Consider the following 20,496-nt stretch of genomic DNA (forward strand, 5'->3'; position numbering starts at 1 on the left):
GCAACGACCGATTATCACACAGGATGCCTCGCACGGCAGGTCTCGCCATCACAGTCGCGCCGCCCAGATTGAAAGATGTTTCATTTACCTGGCAACCCTTATTAAATCACGCGGATTATTTCCAGCAAGTAAGCCCGCAACAGATCGCATTCGCGTGTCCAGTATTTGACGCGCCCAAAGAAAAAGCCACTCATAAAGAGTGGCTTTCAAGTGTTTGGTGGGCCTCCCGTGAGTCGAACACGGCACCAACGGATTATGCTAACCAGCTACGGCTTTCACCGCCCCTTTCGGGTTTGTGGTCTGGACTGTCTCTTGTCTTTACGACCTGCCCGTTCAGTCTCTACACGTTCTCTCAAAGAGAGCTTCGCTCGGGATTGCCACGTTGCCAACGCAACAGAGGTTTCCCCGAATTTGAGCAGTTCTACCTGGGAGCAGAGCTAACTTACCCCAAGGCAACCCATTTATGACTCACCGTGCCGCAACGCATGGTTTAGGTGAATCCTTGCTAAGTCCGCTGCTCTAACCAGGCATGAGCTAGAGGCCCTGAAAAACCGAGATTTTACCGTATATGGAGACGATCACGTAAGGACCGGCCCCGTTCCTCGAATTGGCCGCCATACTACACGAAAAAGGGGTCCCCGAAACCGCTCCGCTGCTGCGAAACGACTGGGAAACCCCTTCAAACCGCCACTTCATTTGCCGCGAGCGACGCCTCGGCTCAGCGCGCCGGTCAATTGCCTTCCAGGAAAGACTTCAGCTTGTCCGAGCGGCTCGGATGACGCAGCTTGCGCAGCGCCTTCGCCTCGATCTGACGGATACGTTCACGCGTCACGTCGAATTGCTTGCCCACTTCCTCGAGCGTGTGATCGGTGCTCATCTCGATACCGAAACGCATGCGCAGCACCTTCGCCTCGCGCGGCGTGAGCGAGTCGAGCACGTCCTTCACGACGTCGCGCATGCTCGCGTGCAATGCGGCATCGGCCGGCGCAACCGTGTTCGTGTCTTCGATGAAGTCGCCGAGATGCGAATCGTCGTCGTCACCGATCGGCGTTTCCATGGAAATCGGCTCTTTCGCGATCTTCATGATCTTGCGGATCTTGTCTTCCGGCATTTCCATCTTCTCGGCCAGCGTTGCCGGGTCTGGCTCAAGACCGGTTTCCTGCAGAATCTGGCGCGAGATGCGGTTCATCTTGTTGATCGTTTCGATCATGTGAACCGGAATACGGATCGTGCGCGCCTGGTCGGCGATCGAACGCGTAATGGCCTGACGGATCCACCACGTTGCATACGTGGAGAACTTGTAGCCACGACGGTATTCGAACTTGTCCACCGCCTTCATCAGGCCGATGTTGCCTTCCTGAATCAGGTCGAGGAATTGCAGACCGCGGTTCGTGTACTTCTTCGCGATCGAAATCACGAGACGCAAGTTCGCCTCAGTCATTTCGCGCTTTGCCTGGCGCGCCTTCAGTTCGCCGGCCGCCATCTGACGGTTGGTTTCCTTCAGATCCTTCAGCGGCAGAACGACACGCGCCTGCAAATCGAGCAGACGTTGCTGCTGTTCGCGAATGGCCGGGATATTGCGCGTGAGGATCGCGCTATACGCATGACCTTCAGCGACGATCTTGTCGGCCCATTCCAGATCGGTTTCACTGCCCGGAAAACGCGCGATGAACTCCGCGCGCGGCATGCCGCACTTGTCGACCACCGTGTGCAGGATCTGACGCTCGACTTGACGCACTTCGTCCACTTGCGCACGCAACGTGTCGCACAGACGCTCGACGGTGCGCGCGGTGAAGCGGATCGTCATGAGTTCGTTCTGGATCGTTTCCTGCGCCTTCAGATACGACCTGGACTTGTAGCCTTCCTTCTCGAACGCGCGACGCATCTTGTCGAACCATTCGCTGATGAGCGCGAATTTTTCGAGCGACGCACGCTTGAGCGCTTCCATTTGCGCCGCGTTGGCCGTGGCCTGCGCCGTGCCGTCGTCTTCTTCCTCTTCGCCTTCTTCCTCTTCCTCTTCTTCCTCGTCTTCGCTCTCGATCGCTTCGGCTTCCTGTTCGGAAAAGCCGTCGGCGTCTTCCGCGTCGGCGTCGATCAGGCCGTCGACCAGTTCGTCGATGCGGATTTCCTCGTTCGCGACGCGCTCGGCCATGGCCAGAATGTCGGCGATGGTGGTCGGGCACGCGGAGATGGCCATGACCATGTGCTTCAAGCCATCTTCGATCCGCTTGGCGATTTCGATTTCGCCTTCGCGCGTGAGCAGCTCGACGGTGCCCATTTCACGCATGTACATGCGCACGGGGTCGGTGGTGCGGCCAAATTCGGAGTCGACGGTGGAGAGCGCGACTTCGGCTTCCTCTTCCACTTCGTCGTCCGACGATGCGGCGGGCGCGTTGTCGTTCAGCAGCAGCGTTTCCGCGTCGGGCGCCTGCTCGTACACGGCCACGCCCATGTCGTTGAACGTGCTGATGATGCCTTCGATCGCCTCGGTCTCGGTGAAGTTGTCCGGCAGGTGATCGTTGATTTCAGCGTAGGTGAGGAAGCCGCGCTCCTTGCCGAGCTTGATCAGCGCGCGCAGTTTCGAGCGGCGCTCTTCGAGTTCCTCGACGGTGCCGGGCTGCGACGACGAAAATGCGTCTTTCAGCAGCGCCTTTTCCTTGGCACGACGGTCGCGAGCCTTGGCCTTTTCCACTTTGCCGGAAGCGGCCACAGGAGTTTCTTCGCTCTGGGTTGCGTCGTCATCGACGGGTACTTCATTCAGCTTTTTCGTCATGGAGTTCGCCGTACCGGCTGTAGTCTCGACTCGCGGCTGGTGGACAACAGCCGGTAGAACCGTGGATACTGGAGTCTCGCGCACTGCCGCATCGTCCCGCGCGACAGCCGCTTCCCTTGCGCTTCTGACACCCGGCCGCCTCGCGGCCGGAGGTGGTACAGCTTTCGCCGCCTTTGCCGCCCTTGCCGGCTCCGCTCGCGCAGCCGGGGTGGTCGACGGTCTCTTCCCGGCAGCCGGTGCAACGCTGGCAGCAGACGCCTTCCGGGCGGAAGAAACTAACCTGGCCGAAGTGACTTTTTCGGTCTGCTCCGTGGAGCGTGGGCCTGGTGTGTTCTTTCCGCCTGTCGTCTTTGCCATCGCATCGCCTTTCGCCTTTGCTTGGAAAACTCTTTAAAAAACAAACCGCTGGAAACCTTTAATTATATCACTCAGGTTTCTGCGCTCCCGCCTACAAGCCGAGCTGGCGCTTCATGTCAGCCCGCTTCCGATTGAGCTCCGCAAGTTCCGCGAACTCCTCCGGCGTGTGCCGGGATTGCCGCGAAAGCTGCTCGAGACGATCGCAATACGCGTCGTATTGCATCTTCAGAATCGCCGCTTTCAACTCCTCTCCCACGATTCTTTCCTGCTCGCGCCGCTCCTCGATGACGGTCGCATCTTCCGGGTCCTTCAGCAGCAAATCCCGGACGTTTTCATCATAGTCCAGAATTTTGCGAAAGATTTCCTCGAAAGTTGGGGCGTTTGCGCCATTTCGCAATAGGTCGGACAGCAACTGGAATTCCGCCGAATCGCCCAATGCGCGCGCGTGCGTCGCCACTTCCTCGAACAGTTCACCGTGCCGGGTCACGGCAAGCAGCGCCTGCTCCGCTTCCTCGTCGAGCACGGCGACCGTGCGCGGATACATCACGAGATTGCGCAGCGTCTTTTCTTCGATGCCGGTCACGCTGCGCCGGTCCTTGCGGGCCGGCGCCGAGCGGGCCACCGCCGCGATGCGCGAATCGACCTCGCAGAGCGCGGCCACCTCGTCGAACGGCACGTCCAGCCGGTCGGCGAACATATGCATGATCTGCGCGCGCAGCGCATTGGCGGGCAGCGCCTGCAGCAGCGGCTTCGCGTCGAACAGCGCGCGCGCCTTGCCTTCCGGCTGATCGAGTTCCTTGCCGGTCAGTACCTCGTTCAGCATGAACTGCGAGAGCGGCGTGGCGCGCTCAACCTGCTCGGCGAACGCCTCAGTGCCGAATTCGCGCACGTAGCTGTCCGGGTCGTGCTCGGCGGGAAGAAACAGAAAGCGGATGGTCCGGTTGTCCGCCGCGTGCGGCAGGCAGGCATCCAGTGCGCGGCGCGCGGCGCGCCGGCCCGCCGAATCGCCGTCGAAACTGAAGATGACCGTGTCGGTCTGGCGCATCAGTTTCTGCACATGAATCGGCGTGCAGGCTGTGCCGAGCGTGGCGACCGCGTTCTGGAACCCCAATTGGGCCAGCGCGACCACATCCATATAACCTTCGACGACCAGCACGTAGTGCTGTTCCCGGATCGCGAGCCGCGCCTCAAAAAGCCCGTATAGCTCGCTGCCTTTGTTAAATAGAGGCGTTTCCGGCGAATTCAAATATTTGGGCTCGCCGCTGTCCAGAACGCGGCCGCCGAACCCGATGACCTGCCCCTTCACATTGCGTATGGGGAACATGATCCGCTCGCGGAAGCGGTCGTAGCGACGGTTCTGCCCTTGCCCGTCAGACTTTTCGCTCACGATGACGAGCCCCGATTCGACCAGCGAATCGTCGCGATAGTTCGCAAACGCGGCTTCGAGGTTCTGCCAGCCGTCCGGCGCATAGCCGAGCCCGAAGCGGGCGGCAATTTCGCCCGTCAGGCCGCGTTTCTTCAGATACTGGATTGCCGACGGCGCGCCGCGCAACTGCTTGCGGTAGAAGTCGCAGGCGGTCTGCATCACATCGGAAAGCGCGGTGGTCACCGCTTTCGAGGCGCCCGGCGCATAGCCGCCGGAACCGCCGCCTCCATAGCCGGGCGAAGGCTCGTTCGGCACGGTCAACCCGACTGATTGGGCCAGTTCGTTGACGGCCTCGGGAAACGAGGCGCCCACATGCTCCATCAGGAAACCGATTGCGGTGCCATGCGCGCCGCAACCGAAGCAGTGATAGAACTGTTTAGTCGGACTAACCGTAAACGAAGGGCTTTTCTCGTTGTGAAACGGACAAAGCCCCATGAAATTCGCGCCGCCTTTCTTCAACTGCACATACCGGCCCACCACGTCGACGATATCGACGCGGTTGAGCAGATCCTGCAGGAATGACGGTGGGATCACGGTATGACGCTGCCTTGATAACGTTGCCTGAAAACGCCGCCTGAGAAGCTCAAGGCCGCGCGCGCCGCCAGCAGCGGGCGCGCGGATCACAAAGCGGAATTACTTCGCCAGCGCGGCTTTGACTTGCGCCGACACGGCGGTCATGTCGGCGCGGCCGGCGAGCTTCGGCTTCAGCACGCCCATCACCTTACCCATGTCCTGCGGGCCCGCGGCGCCCGTTTGCGCGATGGCGGCCTGCACCTCGGCAACAATTTCCGCCTCCGACATCTGCTCGGGCATATATGCCGCGAGAATGCCCATTTCGGCCTTTTCCTTGTCGGCGAGATCCGTGCGGCCCGCGGCCTCGAACTGGCTGATCGAGTCTTTGCGCTGCTTGATCATCTTGTCGACGACAGCGGTAATCGCGGCGTCGTCGAGCGTGACGCGTTCGTCCACTTCGCGCTGCTTGATCGCGGCGAGCAGCAGGCGGATCGTGCCGAGACGTTCCGTTTCACGTGCCCGCATGGCGGCTTTCATATCGTCGTTGATCCGGTCCTTGAGGCTCATCACTCACCTGAATGCGTTTGAAATTGAAACCGGCCGCGTCGAGTTATCGACACGCATCGATGCGCATGAACACGAATACCCGCTTGGGACAGCTTCCTCAAGCGGGTGGACGCAATGTGCGTGGTGGATGCGACCCTGCCGGCTGGTCCGAAAAGACCGTGTTTTCCGTGCCGGCACCCGTTGTGCCGTCACCGGTTGGATGTCGCCGCTCCGTTTGACCGGAACCGCGGCAACGCCAGAATCAGTAGAACTTTTTTGGCAGCATCTGGCTACGCAGACGCTTGAAATGACGCCTCACCGCAGCCGCCTTCTTGCGCTTGCGCTCAGCCGTAGGCTTTTCGTAAAACTCGCGCGCCCGAAGTTCCGTCAGCAAGCCCGTTTTTCTCCATGATGCGCTTGAAACGGCGCCTGGCAACTTCGCACGGCTCGTTGTCTTTTACGCGGATGATCGTCATTTTTCAATAACGGAACTTTGTAAAGGTTCAGGAGTATAGCAGAGCTTTCTCACAAAGCCACTGCGCCGTCAAGCCCCCCGGACGTGCTCCGCGGCTGCCTGGCCGGCCGCCACGCCCGATGCCCAGGCCCACTGAAAATTGTAGCCGCCGAGCCAGCCGGTGACGTCGACCGCCTCGCCGACAAAGTAAAGCCCCGGCGCGCGAGCGCTCATCATGGTCGTCGACGACAGGTCGCGCGTGTCCACTCCGCCCCGCGTCACTTCGGCTTTGCGGTAGCCTTCGGTGCCGTTCGGCGTGAGCGTCCAGCGCGACAGCGCTTCGCCGATCCGCCGAAGCGTCTTGTCCGGCAGATCGGCCACGCGGGCTTCGGCGGGAATCTGGTGCGTCTCGAGCCACACGTGCGCGAGCCGCTGCGGCACCCACTCCGACAGCAGATTCGCGATCTGCCGCCGCGTGCCGGTCTTCGCTTCGAGCAGCGCGGTCGCGGCGTCCCGATTCGGCAGCAGATCGATGTGGATCGGCTCGCCCGGCTGCCAGTAGCTCGAAATCTGCAGCACGCCGGGGCCGGAGAGACCGCGATGCGTGAGCAACAGGTCTTCGTCGAATTGCGCGCCCGACTTCTTGTTGCCGGTCGTGATCCGCACTTCCAGCGACACGCCCGAGAGCGCCGAAAACGGCTCCCAGTCGGTGGCGGCAAACGTAAGCGGCACCAGCGCGGGACGCGTGTCGATGAGCTTGTGGCCGAACTGCTTCGCGAGCCGGTATGCGAAGTCCGTGGCGCCGATTTTCGGAACCGACAGGCCGCCAGTCGCCACCACGACCGCGCGCGCGGCAATTGCGCCGGCGTTCGTGTCGAGCGTGAAGCGCCCTTGCGCGTCTTGCCTTGCCTGCTCGACCAAAACCGGCGTGCGCCATGCCACCCGTCCGGCGTCGCACTCGCTTTTCAGCACGTTGATGACGGCGTCGCTCGATTCATTGCAGAAAAGCTGCCCTTTATGCTTCTCGTGCCAGGTCACATGATGCCGCTTGAGCAGCGCCATGAAGTCGCGCGGCGTGTAGCGCGCGAGCGCGGAGCGGCAAAAATGGGGGTTCGCCGACAGATAGTTGGCCGGCCCCGCGTGCAGGTTCGTGAAGTTGCAGCGGCCGCCGCCGGAGATGCGGATCTTTTCCGCGAGACGCTGCGAGTGATCGATCAGCACCACGCGGCGGCCCAGTTGCCCGGCCACGGCCGCGCACATCATGCCGGCCGCGCCCGCGCCGATCACTGCGATATCGAAGGATTCCATGGGGCCGCATTGTACCTGCGCGTCTGCGGGGCCTTGCCCGCGCTGCTATACTTTCTGGCTTCCCTATTTGCGTTTCGGGCACCTCAAAAAGCCCGTTTTAGCCCACGAATCATGCTCGTTCTCGGCATCGAAAGCTCCTGCGACGAAACCGGCCTCGCGCTCTACGACACGGAGCGCGGCCTGCTCGCGCACGCGCTGCACTCGCAGATCGCCATGCATCGGGAATATGGCGGCGTGGTGCCGGAACTCGCGTCGCGCGACCATATCCGGCGCGCGCTGCCCCTGCTCGAAGAAGTGATGGAGCGGGCCGGCGCGTCGCGCGGCGACATCGACGCAATCGCTTATACGCAAGGGCCCGGGCTCGCGGGCGCGCTGCTGGTGGGCGCGAGCGTCGCGAATTCGCTCGCCATGGCGTGGGACAAGCCGACCATCGGCATTCACCACCTCGAAGGGCATTTGCTGTCGCCGCTGCTGGTGGCCGAGCCGCCGCCGTTTCCGTTCGTCGCGTTGCTGGTGTCGGGCGGCCATACGCAATTGATGCGCGTGACCGACGTGGGCGTCTACGAAACACTGGGCGAAACGCTCGACGACGCCGCCGGCGAAGCCTTCGACAAAACCGCCAAGCTGCTCGGCCTCGGCTATCCAGGCGGCCCGGAAGTCTCGCGCATGGCGGAGTTCGGCACGCCGGGCGCCGTCGTGCTGCCGCGTCCCATGCTGCATTCCGGCGACCTCGACTTCAGCTTCAGCGGCCTGAAGACAGCCGTGCTCACGCACGCGAAAAAGCTCGGCGGCGCGAACATCTGCGAGCAGGCGAAAGCGGATCTGGCGCGCGGTTTCGTCGACGCCGCCGTCGAAGTGCTGGCCGCCAAATCGCTCGCGGCGCTCAAGCGCACGAAGCTCAACCGGCTGGTCGTGGCGGGCGGCGTGGGCGCGAACCGGCAGTTGCGCGAGGCGCTGTCGGCCGCGGCGCAGAAGCGCAACTTCTACGTGCACTACCCAGACCTCTCGCTGTGCACGGACAACGGCGCGATGATCGCGCTGGCCGGCGCGTTGCGGCTGCAACGCTGGCCCGATCAATCGGGCAAAGACTACGCGTTCACCGTGAAGCCGCGCTGGGATCTGACTTCGCTCGCACGCTGAATCCAGATCACTTCATGGTGTTCACCCAATAAAAAAGCCGCTTTCAAAAGCGGCTTTTTTATAGTCGGGAAATCGGATCATCAGGCGCGTTTAGCCGATTCGCTTGTCCCGCTCGATCACCGCATACGCGCTGTGATTGTGAATCGACTCGAAGTTCTCCGCTTCGAGCACATACGCGACGATCCGCTCGTCCGCGTTCAGACGCTGCGCGACGTCACGCACCAGGTCTTCAACGAACTTCGGGTTTTCGTACGCGCGCTCGGTCACGAACTTCTCGTCCGGGCGCTTGAGCAAGCCCCACAATTCGCACGACGCTTCTTCCTCGGCGATGCGGATCAGGTCTTCCGCCGCGACGTCGCCGGCCAGTTCGGCGTTGATCGTGACATGCGAGCGCTGGTTGTGCGCGCCGTATTGCGAGATCTTCTTCGAGCACGGGCAGAGGCTCGTGACCGGCACGAGCACCTTGAGGAAAAGACGCGTCGTGCCGTTGCGCGTTTCTCCGGTCAACGTGACTTCGTAGTCGAGCAGGCTTTGCACGCCTGACACCGGCGCGGTCTTGTTCACGAAGTAAGGGAACGATACTTCGATGCGGCCCGCCTCGGCTTCCAGCTTTTCCAGCATCGCGGCGAGCATCGCGCGGAACGTGGCCGCTTCGAGCGGCGCCTTGTTCTCTTCCAGCAACGCGACGAAGCGCGACATGTGCGTGCCCTTCTGGTCAGCCGGCAAGTGCACGTCGAGATTCCACGTGCCGACTGTCGGCTGCACGTCGCCGCCCGGCGTGCGCACCGTCAGCGGATGGCGCACCGCCTTGACGCCGACGCGCTGAATCGGGATCTGGCGCGTATCGGGCGTACTTTGCACGTCTGGCATCACGAAGGCGGGATTCATCTGGTTCATGTTCTTGTCCTTTCAAGAAAACGCTGGCCCACCCCAGGTTTTCCTGCCCCTGCGGGCTGTCGCAAAGCGACAGGTTTGGGATTCCTCAGCGACCGCGCGGACGGCGACCGCAACGGCAAACGCCGGCCCCTGCCGGCGTTGGATGATGGGCCCACGGGCCCATCGGTACAAAGTTGGATTGTCGAAGTGCCTATCGGCAAACCGATAGGCCAACTTCTGCTCGCCTCAAGCGACGCGCTTGACCGACGACTGGGCGCCGACCGCGCCGCTCGACAGGAAGCGTTCGCGAATCGAATTGGCAATGCCGGTAGCGTCGAGACCACACGCGGCGAGCAGCTTGGCCGGATCGCCGTGATCGATGAAGCGGTCAGGAAGGCCCAATTGTAGTACGGGTCGCATAACCCCACTTTCAAGCAGGGCTTCGACGCAGGCCGAACCCGCGCCGCCCATCACGCAGCCTTCCTCGACGGTGACGATGGCGTCGTGCGTGTCGGCCAGTTGACGCACGAGTTCGGCGTCGAGCGGCTTCACAAAGCGCATGTTCGCCACCGTGGCGTCGAGCTGTTCAGCCGCCGCGAGCGACGGCGCGACCATCGTGCCGAACGCCAGGATTGCGATGCGTTTGCCGGCCGGCTGCGACGTTTCGCGACGCACTTCGCCCTTGCCCACCGGCAGCGCGGCCATCTGCTTGATGGTTGCGACGCCCGTGCCCGCGCCGCGCGGATAGCGCACGGCCGTGGGGCAAGACTGCTGCAACGCCGTGTACAGCATCTGGCGGCATTCGTTTTCGTCCGACGCGGCCATCACCATCATGTTCGGGATGCAGCGCAGGAACGCGAGGTCGTAAGCGCCCGCGTGCGTTGCGCCGTCGGCGCCGACCAGACCCGCGCGGTCGATGGCGAACACCACCGGCAGATTTTGCAGCGCAACGTCGTGGATCAGCTGGTCGTAAGCGCGTTGCAGGAACGTCGAGTAGATCGCGACGACCGGCTTCATGCCGTCCGCGGCGAGACCGCCGGCAAACGTGACTGCATGCTGCTCGGCGATGCCGACGTCGAAATAGCGCTCCGGAAAGCGCTTCTCGAACTCGACCATGCCCGAGCCTTCGCGCATGGCCGGCGTGATGCCGACGACGCGCGCGTCCAGTTCGGCCGCGTCGCACAGCCATTCGCCGAACACCTGCGTGTAGGTTTTCTTCGACGGCGTGGCCGCCGGCTTGATGCCTTCTGCCGGATTGAACTTGCCGGGGCCGTGATACAGCACCGGATCGGCCTCGGCGAGCTTGTAGCCCTGGCCTTTCTTCGTCACCACGTGCAGGAATTGCGGACCGCGCAGTTCCTTGATGTTCTGCAGCGTGGGAATCAGCGAATCGAGATCGTGGCCGTCGATCGGCCCGATATAGTTAAAGCCGAATTCCTCGAACAGCGTGGCGGGCACGATCATGCCCTTCGCGTGCTCTTCGAGCTTGCGGGCGAGATCGAGCATGGGCGGCGCGACGCGCAGCACGCGTTCCACACCCGCGCGCGCGGCGGCGTAGAAGCGGCCGGACATCAGGCGCGCGAGATGGCGATTGAGCGCGCCGACCGGCGGCGAAATCGACATGTCGTTATCGTTCAGGATGACGAGCAGCGGCACGTCGTCTTCCACGCCGGCGTTGTTCATGGCCTCGAAGGCCATGCCCGCGGTCATGGCGCCGTCGCCAATCACGGCGATGCCCATGCGGTTGTCGCCCTGCAGCTTGCTCGCGATCGCCATGCCGAGCGCCGCCGAAATCGACGTGCTGGAATGCGCGGTACCGAAAGTGTCGTAGTCCGATTCGTCGCGTTTCGGGAAGCCCGAAATGCCGCCCAACTGACGCAGCGTTTGCATCCTGTCGCGGCGGCCGGTCAGGATCTTGTGCGGATACGTCTGATGGCCGACGTCCCAGACGATCCGGTCATGCGGCGTGTCGAACACATAATGCAGAGCAATGGTCAACTCGACCGTGCCGAGGTTGGACGAAAGATGGCCGCCCGTCTGCGATACGCTGTCGAGCACAAAGGCGCGCAACTCGTCTGCAAGCGGTTGCAATTGGCGGCGATCGAGGCGGCGCAGCGCTGCCGGGTCGTCGATGGTTTTCAGCAAGTCGTACATCGTCGTTCCATTGTAGGAAAACTTACGCGCCCGCACTTCATACATGCACCTTGTGGGGACGGTGCGCGGCGGCGGGCTTTCGCGTTCAGCTAACCCGGTTCACCACCAGGTCGGCCAATTCGGCAAGACGCTGCGCGCGTGCGCCGAACGGCGCAATCGCGGCGTGCGCGTCGCTGCGCAACTGCGCGGCAAGCGAACGCGACGCGTCGAGCCCAATAATCGACACGTAGGTCGGCTTGCCGTCCTTCGCGTCTTTGCCTGCCGTCTTGCCGAGCGTCGCGGAGTCGGTCGTGACGTCGAGAATATCGTCCACAACCTGAAACGCGAGGCCGACCGCGGCCGAATACGCGTCGAGCGAACGCATGGCGTCGGCGTCCGGCGCTTCGCCCGCGAGCGCGCCCATGCGCACTGCGGCGCGCAGCAATGCGCCGGTCTTCATGCGATGCATGGTTTCGAGTTGCACGCGCGTGAGCGTGTGACCGACGCTCGCGAGGTCGATTGCCTGACCGCCGCACATGCCGACCGAACCGCTTGCAAGCGCCAGTTCGCGCACCAGCGCCGCCTGGCCGGCAGGCGCCAGTACCTCGGAAGTCAATGCCACGAACGCCTGCGATTGCAGCGCGTCGCCGACCAGCAGCGCCGTGGCTTCGTCATATTGGACGTGCACCGTGGGCTTGCCGCGACGCAGCGCGTCGTCGTCCATGCACGGCATGTCGTCGTGTACCAGCGAGTACACGTGGATCATTTCGAGCGCGGCCGCGGCCGCATCGAGGCATTCGGCGCGCGCGCCGGTCAGTTCGCCGGCCGCGTGGCACAACAGCGGGCGAACCCGCTTGCCGCCGCCCAGCACCGCGTAGCGCATGGCCTCATGCAGCTTCGCGGGCTCGGTCGAGTCAGCCGGCAAGTAATGTTCGAGTGCCGTTTCGACGCGCTCAAGCACCGAGCGCATCCATTGTTCGAATGTCATAGGTCGTCCCCGCTTTCAGTAGCGGCTGTTCCTGCTGTATTCACGGGCAACGGCTTGAGCGTCTCGCCGTCGAGCACCCGCACTTGCTGCTCGACCTTCTCGAGCTGCTGCTGGCAGAACGCCACCAGAGCCGCGCCGCGCCGGTACGCGGAAAGCGACTCTTCGAGGCTGAGATTGCCGCTTTCCATGCGCGCAACCAGCCCTTCCAGCTCTGCCTGCGCCGCCTCGTAATTCTCGGGCAGCGGCGTTGTGTCGACGCCTTCGGCGGGCGCCGCAGCGGTATCGTTCGACGCGGTCTTCGCCATGAATAGTCGCAAAATTAAAACAAGTCGGACATTCTACGGCAAAAGCGACAAATCCGATTTGCCCGCCGACCCGAAGCCCGGCTGCGCGCCCTTGACCGCCCTGTCAGTCTCGCAGAAAAAAATCGATCGGTCTGTGCCGAAAAGGCCGAACTTTCCGGACATTTTTGACCCAAATCAGTCACTTAAGCGCCCCAATGAGGGGGAAACAGGTATAATCTCGGGCTCCCTAAATCGAATCTTCGATGGTTGGGTTGTTCACTGCTTTCACGTCTTCATCGGGAGTGGGAATGTCCAATCTGAGCAATGCATTGCAGTTGCGGTCTGTTCACAGCCAACTGCCAGTCACGGCTTACTTTGACGAAGCGCTTCTTACGCGCGAAATCGAAACCCTTTTCAAGAAAGGTCCCCGTTACATCGGCCACGATCTCATGGTGCCCGAGGCGGGAAACTATTTTGCCTTGCCCAGCGAAAGCGAGGGGCGTGTGCTCGTTCGTAACCGGCAGTCGCAAGTCGAGCTGCTGTCGAACGTGTGCCGCCACCGGCAGGCCATCATGCTGAATGGACGCGGCCAGGCAGAGAATATCGTCTGTCCGCTGCATCGCTGGACGTACGACCTGAAGGGCGAACTGCTCGGCGCACCGCATTTCGCGGACAACCCGTGCCTCAATCTCGGCGCCACGCCGTTGCAGCGCTGGCAAGGACTGCTGTTCGAAGCGCAGGGCCGCTCTGTTGCGCGCGATCTGGCCACGCTCGGCACCAGGCAGCATTTCGACTTCTCGGGCTTCATGTTCGATCACGTCGAAGTGCACGAGTGCAACTACAACTGGAAGACCTTTATCGAGGTCTATCTGGAGGACTACCACGTCGCGCCGTTCCATCCGGGCCTCGGCAGCTTCGTCAATTGCGACGATCTCACGTGGGAATTCGGCGAGTGGTACAGCGTGCAGACGGTCGGCGTGCACAAGGATCTGGAGCAGCCGGGCAGCCCGACTTACCGCAAATGGCACGACGAAGTGCTGCGCTTTCGCGGCGGCAATCCGCCGGAATTCGGCGCGATCTGGATGGTGTACTACCCGGGCATCATGATCGAGTGGTACCCGCACGTGCTGGTCGTGTCATGGCTCATTCCGCGCGGTCCGCAGCAAACCACCAACGTGGTGGAGTTCTATTATCCTGAGGAAATTGCGCTGTTCGAGCGCGAATTCGTCGAAGCGGAGCGCGCCGCCTATATGGAAACGGCCCGCGAAGACGACGAAATCGCCGAACGCATGGACGCCGGCCGCCGCGCGCTGATGCAGCGCGGCGAGTCGCAGGTCGGGCCGTATCAAAGCCCAATGGAAGACGGCATGCAGCACTTCCACGAGTTTTTGCGGCGCGAACTGGGCACGATCTGATTCGTTTCGCGCGAGCCTCATCGGCGTCTTGCGCGGGCGGCATCAATGCATGGAAAGACGGGCTTCGGCCCGTCTTTTTTTGTTTAGACTAACGAGGTAGCCCGGCTATCAAGCCGCCATCGCCCGCATCGAGGAGACGTCATGCCCCACACTCACTACACCACTCTGATCTCCGCGACGAACCTCGCGGAACGGCTCGCCGATGCGCCGGGCAGTGTGTTCGTCATCGACTGCCGCTTCGATCTTGCCGACACGGAAGCCGGCGAAAAAGCCTATCTCGCCGGCCATCTGCCCGGCGCGCATTATCTGCATCTCGACCGCGATCTGTCCGGGCCGAAGACCGGCACAAACGGGCGCCATCCATTGCCGGAACGGGCGCGGCTCGTGGCAACGCTGGAGTCGCGCGGCCTCAAGCAAGGTCAGCAGGTTGTCGCTTATGACGCGCAGGGCGGCATGTACGCGGCGCGCGCCTGGTGGCTGCTGCGCTGGCTCGGTCACGACGCGGTCGCGCTGCTCGACGGCGGACTGCAAGCGTGGGAAGCCGCCGGCCAACCGCTGACGCAAGACGTGCCGCCGCAAAACACCGGCGACTTCAAAGCCGGCGCGCCGCTTTCCGTGACCGTCGACGCGCAACTGGTCGAACGCAATCTCGGCTCGAAGGAGCGCGTGGTGGTCGACGCGCGCGCGGCCGACCGCTATCGCGGCGAGAACGAGACGCTGGATCGCGTCGGCGGCCATATTCCGGGCGCGCTCAACCGCTTCTTCAAAGACAATCTCACCGCCGACGGCCGCTTCAAGCCGGCCCACACGCTGCGCGACGAATTTCACGCGCTGCTCGGCGAAACGCCGCCGGAACATGTCGTACTGCAATGCGGCTCGGGCGTGACGGCATGCGTCAACGTGCTGGCCATGGAAGTCGCCGGCCTGCACGGCGCGGCGCTCTATCCGGGATCGTGGAGCGAATGGAGTTCGGACTCGAAGCGGCCGGTCGCCACCGGACCGAATCCTTAAGCCCAGGCGCGCCCATAGAAAAAGCCGTTGCCGCCCCTACGCGGCAACGGCTTTTTTCGTGCATCGAACGCGCATCTCAGGCCACGCCGTGCTGCTTGAACCAGACCAGCGCGCGACGCCAGCCATCCTCCGCATCAGCCCGCTTGTAGCTCGGCCGGTAGTCTGCGAAAAACGCGTGACCCGCGTCGCCATACACCACGAATTGCGAACCGCGCGCCACTTGCGGCCCGTGCGCGATGGCCTGCTTCATCCGTTCGATCGAGGCTTGCGGAATGCTCTTGTCCTGCAAGCCGTAGAGACCCAGCACCGGCGCATGAAGATCGCCGACGCGGTCGATCGGATTCGCGGGCGCCGCCGCCGTATGCTCGCCGACAAGGTGCCCGTACCACGCAACCGCCGTCTTCAGTTGCGGATTGTGCTCGGCATAGAGCCAAGCGATCCGTCCGCCCCAGCAGAAGCCGTTCACGCCGAGCCGGTTCAGATCGCCGCCATGCTCGCCGGCCCACGCCACGGTGGCGTCGAGGTCGGCCAGCGCCTCCTCGTCCTTGACCTTGCTGAGAATCTGCTGGCTGATTTGCTGGACAGTGGGGAGCGACATCGGATCGCCCTGCCGGACAAACAGATCCGGCGCGATTGCCAGATAACCGAGCTTGGCGAAGCGCCGGCAAACATCGGCGATATGCTCGTGCACGCCGAACGCCTCATGAATCACGATGATCACCGGCAACTGCGTCTTGCCCTGCGGTTGCGCGCGATACGCCGGCACGAGCGTGTCGCCCGAGTGCACGGCGATCTCCCCGGCTTCGAGCCCCTCGCTATCGGTATGGATGGTTTGTGCCGACACCGGCAGCACGGCCGCCGCGAAACCGGAGCCGAGCGCGGCCTTGATGAACGTGCGGCGATTGAATGGAACGTGCGGGACCAGGCTGTCGATTTCGGGCTTCAGCATGCTGCGCTCCTCGTGGGACATTGGAGGCAACAGGATACGCCCCGCGCGTGTCCTGTTGCAGAAGCAACGTCCGGCGCGCTCAGTGAAGCTTCACGCGCGGCAAGGTGGTGCGCCGCAGCCAGTGCGCGAAGGTATCCAGCACCATGCGCGCGTAGCCGTGCAGCGCCGCGATATGCAGCCGGTACAGCGACATGTACATGAAGCGCGCGAAGAGACCTTCGATCAGCATGTTGCCGCCGATCACGCCGCCCATCAGATTGCCGACCGCGCTGAAGTGCCCGAGCGACACGAGCGAGCCGAAATCGCGATAGGTGAATTCCGGCAGCGGCCGGTTTTCGAGCCGCGCCGCCAGCGCCTTCAGCAGAAAACTCGCCTGCTGATGCGCGGCCTGGGCGCGCGGCGGCACGTTCTTCTCGTTGCCCGGCCACGGGCAGGCGGCGCAATCGCCGAGCGCGAAGATGTTGTCGTCGATTTCGGTTTGCAGCGTGAGGCGCACGTTGAGCTGCCCGAGCCGGTTGACCGGCAAGCCGTCGAGCTGGCTCAGGATAGCCGGCGCCCGGATGCCCGCCGCCCACACGGTCAGATCCGCGCGCACGGTCTTGCCGCTCGCCGTGCGGATAATCCCCGGCGCGACCTCGGCCACGGTTTCGCTCGTCATGAGCTTCACGCCCAGCTTGGTGAGCAATTCGGCGGTGGCCGTCGACACGCGCTCCTGCAGAGCCGGCAAAATGCGCGGCCCCGCTTCGATCAGCACAATGCCGACGTCGTGCCGCGGATCGAGTTTGTGCAGGCCATACGCGGACAACACTTGCGCCGTGTTGCGTAACTCCGCCGAGAGTTCGACGCCCGTCGCGCCGCCGCCGACAATCGCCACCTGAATGCGCGGCTCGGAACTCGCCGACGTGCCCGGTCCCGATTCGACCGGCTCGTGCGCCTGATGCTCGGCGCGCATGCAAGCCGCGATCAGACGCTTGCGAAAGCGCTCGGCCTGGCCGACGGTATCGAGCGCAAGGGAAAATTCCGGCGCACCCTTTACGCCGAAGAATGCCGTCGTGCTGCCGATCGCCACGACCAGCGTGTCGTATTCCAGATGACGTTCGGGCAGGAGTTCCGCGCCGTCGTCGTCGAGCACGGTGCCAAGCGTCAGACGTTTGTTCGCGCGGTCGAGGCCGGTCAGTTCGCCCTGCTGAAACTCGAAGCCGTGCCAGCGCGCTTGCGCGGCATATTCGAGTTCCTGCGTGAACGGGTCCATGCTGCCGGCCGCCACTTCATGCAGCAGCGGCTTCCAGATATGAGTGGGATTGCGATCGACGAGCGTGACCAGCGCCCGCGTGCCGCTCTTACTCTTGTGACCGTAGCGATCGCCTAAGCGAGTTGCCAGCTCCAGCCCTCCCGCGCCTCCGCCAACGACGATAAAACGATGCATTGAACTCTCCGTGTGTGCCGATGGGTTGTGCGTCGTAAGCACGCGCGAGCGCGTGTGTCTTTACCGATTGTCCGTGAGCAACACGGGTTGTCACAAGCTGCCAGAACGCATGTGTGACATGCACACGACGATATCGCGCGCCGTCACACGCGCGTCAATGCGCTTCCTCCCAGTTGAAACCCGCACCGACTTCCGCGACCAGCGGGACTTTCAGCGCGGCGACGCCGCACATCAACTCGGGCAGGCGCTTGCGCACGTCGGACAGTTCCGCGTCCGGTACTTCGAGAATCAGTTCGTCGTGCACCTGCATGATCATGCGCGTGCCGATTTTCGATTCCTCGATCCATTTCTGCACCGCGATCATGGACAGCTTGATGAGGTCGGCGGCCGTGCCTTGCATCGGCGCGTTGATGGCGGCGCGCTCTGCGGCCTGGCGGCGCGGACCGTTGCCGCCGTTGATCTCGGGCAGCCACAGCCGGCGGCCGAACACCGTTTCGACATAGCCCTTGGCCTTCGCGCTCAAACGCGTTTCGTCCATATAGCGCGCGACGCCGGGGTAACGCGCGAAATAGCGGTCGATATAAAGCTTCGCGGCATCGCGCGTAATGCCCAGGTTCGAGGCGAGACCGAACGAACTCATGCCGTAAATCAGGCCGAAGTTGATGACCTTGGCCACGCGCCGCTGATCGTTCGACACTTCGAGCGGCGTCACGCTGAAAATTTCCGCGGCGGTCGCGCGGTGAATGTCCTCGCCCTGCGAGAACGCGCGCAGCAACGATTCGTCGCCGGAAATGTGCGCCATGATGCGCAACTCGATTTGCGAGTAATCCGCGGAGACAAGCTTGTGCCCCGGCGGCGCAATGAACGCCTCGCGAATACGGCGGCCCTCGCCGGTGCGCACGGGAATGTTCTGCAAATTCGGATCGTTCGACGCGAGACGCCCCGTGACCGCGACGGCCTGGGCATAGTTCGTATGCACGCGGCCGGTCTGCGCATTGACCATGCGCGGCAGTTTGTCCGTATAGGTGGACTTCAACTTCGACAAGCCGCGATGTTCGAGCAGGATTTTCGGCAGCGGATAATCTTCGGCGAGCTTTTGCAGCACCTCTTCGTCGGTGGAAGGCGCGCCGCTCGGCGTCTTCTTCACGACCGGCAACTCGAGTTTTTCGAAGAAGATCTGCCCGATCTGCTTGGGCGAACCGAGATTGAATTCGCCGCCCGCCAGCACATACGCCTCGCTTTCGAGCTGGATCAGCCGCGCGGCGATTTCACTGCTTTGCTGACGGAGTTTTTCCGCGTCGATCAATACGCCCGTGCGCTCCATCTTGCGCAACACGCGCGACGTGGGCACTTCGATTTCGCGGTACACGTGTTCGAGCGCTTTCTCCGCGGCCAGTTGCGGATAGAGCGCCTGATGCAAACGCAACGTGATGTCGGCATCTTCCGCTGCGTATTCCGCGGCCGTTTCGAGCGCGACTTCGTCGAAGCCGATTTGCTGCGCGCCCTTGCCCGCGACCTCTTCGTACTTGATCGTCTTGACGCCGAGATGGCGCAACGCGAGATTGTCCATGTCATGCGGACGATGCGATTCGAGCACGTACGATTGCAGCAGCGTGTCGTGTTCGACGCCGCGCATTTCGATGCCGTAATTGGCCAGCACCTGTTCGTCGTACTTCAGATGCTGGCCGACTTTCTTGTGCTCCGCGCTTTCGAGCCACGGCTTGAGCTTCGCGAGCACTTCTTCGCGCGGCAACTGCACGGGCGCGTCCGGACCGCGATGCGCGACCGGCACATACGCCGCATGACCCGCTTCGACGGACAACGACAGCCCCACGATCTGCGCGGTCATCGGATCGAGCGAGGTGGTTTCGGTGTCGAACGAAGTCAGCTCCGCCGCGTTGATTCTTTGCAGCCACGCGTCGAATTGCTCCCACGTCTGCACGGTTTCGTAGTGGCGTTCGTGATCGACGCTGAGCGCGGGCGGCACGTCGGTTTCGGGACCCTCCACCGCGTCGGCGATTTCGACTTCGCGCAGCCATGTCTTGAAGCCGTGGCGCGTGAACACGTCGCGCAACTCCTCGCGCGACTCCGGCCGGCTTTGCAGACTTTCTTCAATCGACGCGAGGTGCCCGGTGAGATCGCATTGACGCTCCACCGTGACGAGCTTGCGCGCCATGGGCAGGAAATCGAGCGCGCGTCGCAGATTGTCTCCTACCGCACCTTTGATCTCGCCCGCGTGTGCGACGATTCCATCCAGCGACTCATATTGCGTGAGCCATTTGAGCGCGGTTTTCGGCCCGCACTTTTCGACGCCCGGCACGTTGTCCACGGTATCGCCGATCAACGACAGGTAGTCGACAATGCGCTCCGGCGGCACGCCGAATTTGGCGAGCACGCCGGCGCGGTCGAGCTTTTCGTTGGTCATCGTATTGATGAGGGTGACATGATCCGACACGAGCTGCGCCAGATCCTTGTCCCCTGTCGACACGATCACGTTCATGCCGCGCTTCTCGGCTTCGGTGCTGAGCGTGCCGATCACGTCGTCGGCTTCGACGCCTTCGATCATCAGAAGCGGCCAGCCGAGCGCGCGCACCGCGACATGAATCGGCTCGATTTGCCGCGAGAGATCGTCCGGCATGGAAGGACGATTCGCCTTATAGTCGGGATACCAGTCGTCGCGAAACGTTTTGCCCTTGGCGTCGAACACGCACGCGCTATACTCTGCTGTGACTTCCTTGCGCATGCGCCGCAGCATGTTGATCATCCCATAGAGCGCGCCCGTGGGACCACCTTCGGGCCCGCGCAGATCAGGCATCGCATGGTAGGCCCGGTATAGATAACTCGAACCATCGACCAATAGCAGGGTCTTACCTTCAAGGCTTCGTTCTTCAGGCATT

Annotated in this window: 14 protein-coding genes and 1 pseudogene; 3 read left to right on the plus strand and 12 right to left on the minus strand. The window is 62.9% G+C overall.

The features are described from left to right. Positions 1–730 precede the first annotated feature (730 nt). The 5 genes and pseudogenes from rpoD to VOM14_RS26465 all read right to left on the minus strand — a co-directional run bounded on the left by rpoD (position 731) and on the right by VOM14_RS26465 (position 7,377). Positions 731–3,130: an RNA polymerase sigma factor RpoD gene (gene rpoD / locus VOM14_RS26445; protein ID WP_327631686.1), complete on the minus strand. Its 2,400-nt coding sequence runs from the start codon at positions 3,128–3,130 to the stop codon at positions 731–733. 91 nt (positions 3,131–3,221) lie between these two features. After that, entirely contained in the window at positions 3,222–5,090 is a 1,869-nt protein-coding gene (gene dnaG, locus VOM14_RS26450) for a DNA primase (protein WP_327631687.1), read from the minus strand. 99 nt (positions 5,091–5,189) lie between these two features. Further along, the gene (locus tag VOM14_RS26455; protein ID WP_327631688.1) at positions 5,190–5,636 is read right to left on the minus strand and encodes a GatB/YqeY domain-containing protein; all 447 of its coding nucleotides are present in this window, start codon (positions 5,634–5,636) and stop codon (positions 5,190–5,192) included. 241 nt (positions 5,637–5,877) lie between these two features. Next, positions 5,878–6,091 (minus strand): annotated as a pseudogene (rpsU, locus tag VOM14_RS26460) (30S ribosomal protein S21). A 68-nt stretch (positions 6,092–6,159) separates the two neighbouring features. Next, a complete protein-coding gene (locus VOM14_RS26465) occupies positions 6,160–7,377 on the minus strand; it encodes an NAD(P)/FAD-dependent oxidoreductase (protein ID WP_327631689.1) in 1,218 nt (405 codons plus the stop codon). 111 nt (positions 7,378–7,488) lie between these two features. On the opposite strand from VOM14_RS26465, the gene tsaD reads away from it, so the two are divergent. Beyond that, complete coding sequence (tsaD, locus tag VOM14_RS26470) at positions 7,489–8,517, plus strand: tRNA (adenosine(37)-N6)-threonylcarbamoyltransferase complex transferase subunit TsaD (protein WP_327631690.1); 1,029 nt, start codon at positions 7,489–7,491, stop codon at positions 8,515–8,517. 90 nt (positions 8,518–8,607) lie between these two features. Here tsaD and folE2 read toward each other — a convergent pair whose 3' ends face one another. The 4 genes from folE2 to VOM14_RS26490 form a co-directional block, all read right to left on the minus strand. Continuing rightward, complete coding sequence (folE2, locus tag VOM14_RS26475; protein ID WP_327631691.1) at positions 8,608–9,414, minus strand: GTP cyclohydrolase FolE2; 807 nt, start codon at positions 9,412–9,414, stop codon at positions 8,608–8,610. Between the two features lie 225 nt (positions 9,415–9,639). Continuing rightward, positions 9,640–11,547: a 1-deoxy-D-xylulose-5-phosphate synthase gene (gene dxs, locus VOM14_RS26480; RefSeq protein WP_327631692.1), complete on the minus strand. Its 1,908-nt coding sequence runs from the start codon at positions 11,545–11,547 to the stop codon at positions 9,640–9,642. A gap of 85 nt (positions 11,548–11,632) precedes the next feature. Then, the gene (locus VOM14_RS26485; protein ID WP_327631693.1) at positions 11,633–12,514 is read right to left on the minus strand and encodes a polyprenyl synthetase family protein; all 882 of its coding nucleotides are present in this window, start codon (positions 12,512–12,514) and stop codon (positions 11,633–11,635) included. Next, entirely contained in the window at positions 12,511–12,819 is a 309-nt protein-coding gene (locus tag VOM14_RS26490; RefSeq protein ID WP_102635089.1) for an exodeoxyribonuclease VII small subunit, read from the minus strand. The genes VOM14_RS26485 and VOM14_RS26490 overlap by 4 nt, the downstream gene beginning before the upstream one ends. Before the next feature lie 287 nt (positions 12,820–13,106). On the opposite strand from VOM14_RS26490, the gene VOM14_RS26495 reads away from it, so the two are divergent. Together VOM14_RS26495 and VOM14_RS26500 are read left to right on the plus strand one after the other, a co-directional pair. After that, positions 13,107–14,213, plus strand: a complete 1,107-nt coding sequence (locus tag VOM14_RS26495) for an aromatic ring-hydroxylating oxygenase subunit alpha (RefSeq protein ID WP_327631694.1) — start codon at positions 13,107–13,109, stop codon at positions 14,211–14,213. Positions 14,214–14,354: 141 nt separating this feature from the next. Next, on the plus strand, positions 14,355–15,224 hold the full coding sequence (locus VOM14_RS26500) for a sulfurtransferase (protein ID WP_327631695.1): 870 nt from the start codon (positions 14,355–14,357) through the stop codon (positions 15,222–15,224). 76 nt (positions 15,225–15,300) lie between these two features. On the opposite strand, the gene VOM14_RS26505 is transcribed toward VOM14_RS26500, so the two are convergent. From VOM14_RS26505 to polA, 3 genes are all read right to left on the minus strand, one after another. Further along, positions 15,301–16,173 carry a dienelactone hydrolase family protein gene (locus VOM14_RS26505; RefSeq protein WP_327631696.1) on the minus strand — a complete coding sequence of 291 codons (873 nt, stop codon included), beginning with the start codon at positions 16,171–16,173 and terminating at the stop codon, positions 15,301–15,303. 79 nt (positions 16,174–16,252) lie between these two features. Then, the gene (locus tag VOM14_RS26510; RefSeq protein WP_327631697.1) at positions 16,253–17,599 is read right to left on the minus strand and encodes an NAD(P)/FAD-dependent oxidoreductase; all 1,347 of its coding nucleotides are present in this window, start codon (positions 17,597–17,599) and stop codon (positions 16,253–16,255) included. 154 nt (positions 17,600–17,753) lie between these two features. Next, positions 17,754–20,495, minus strand: coding sequence for a DNA polymerase I (polA, locus tag VOM14_RS26515; RefSeq protein ID WP_327631698.1), 2,742 nt, complete (start codon positions 20,493–20,495; stop codon positions 17,754–17,756). Position 20,496: the final 1 nt, after the last annotated feature.

Origin of the sequence: Paraburkholderia sp. MPAMCS5 (assembly GCF_036016995.1) — a bacterium.
Taxonomy (GTDB): Bacteria; Pseudomonadota; Gammaproteobacteria; order Burkholderiales; family Burkholderiaceae; genus Paraburkholderia.